Annotated in this window: 1 protein-coding gene; it reads left to right on the forward strand. The window is 70.8% G+C overall.

Annotation, left to right across the window (positions count from 1 at the left end; translation table 11 throughout):
- Window positions 1-277 (forward strand): Ig-like domain-containing protein (locus tag M2S36_RS24950; protein WP_333958022.1); only part of this gene is annotated, 277 nt, incomplete at both ends.

Raw genomic sequence — 277 nt, forward strand, 5'->3', positions numbered from 1 at the left:
GATCAGCGGTACCGCTGAAGCGGGCGCCAGGGTGATCCTCACCGACGGCAGCGGCAACCCGATCGGCCAGACCACCGCCGACGGCAGCGGCAACTGGACCTTCACGCCTGCGACCCCGCTGGCCAATGGCACGGTGGTCAACGCCACGGCGACCGACCCAGCTGGCAACACCAGCGCGCCGGCCAGCACCACGGTGGACGCTGTGGCGCCAGGCGCGCCCACCGTCAACCTGAGTGACGGCAGCAGCCTCAGCGGTACCGCTGAGCCAAACAGCACG

Source organism: Pseudomonas sp. SF2, assembly GCF_036858055.1.
Classification (GTDB): Bacteria; Pseudomonadota; Gammaproteobacteria; order Pseudomonadales; family Pseudomonadaceae; genus Aquipseudomonas.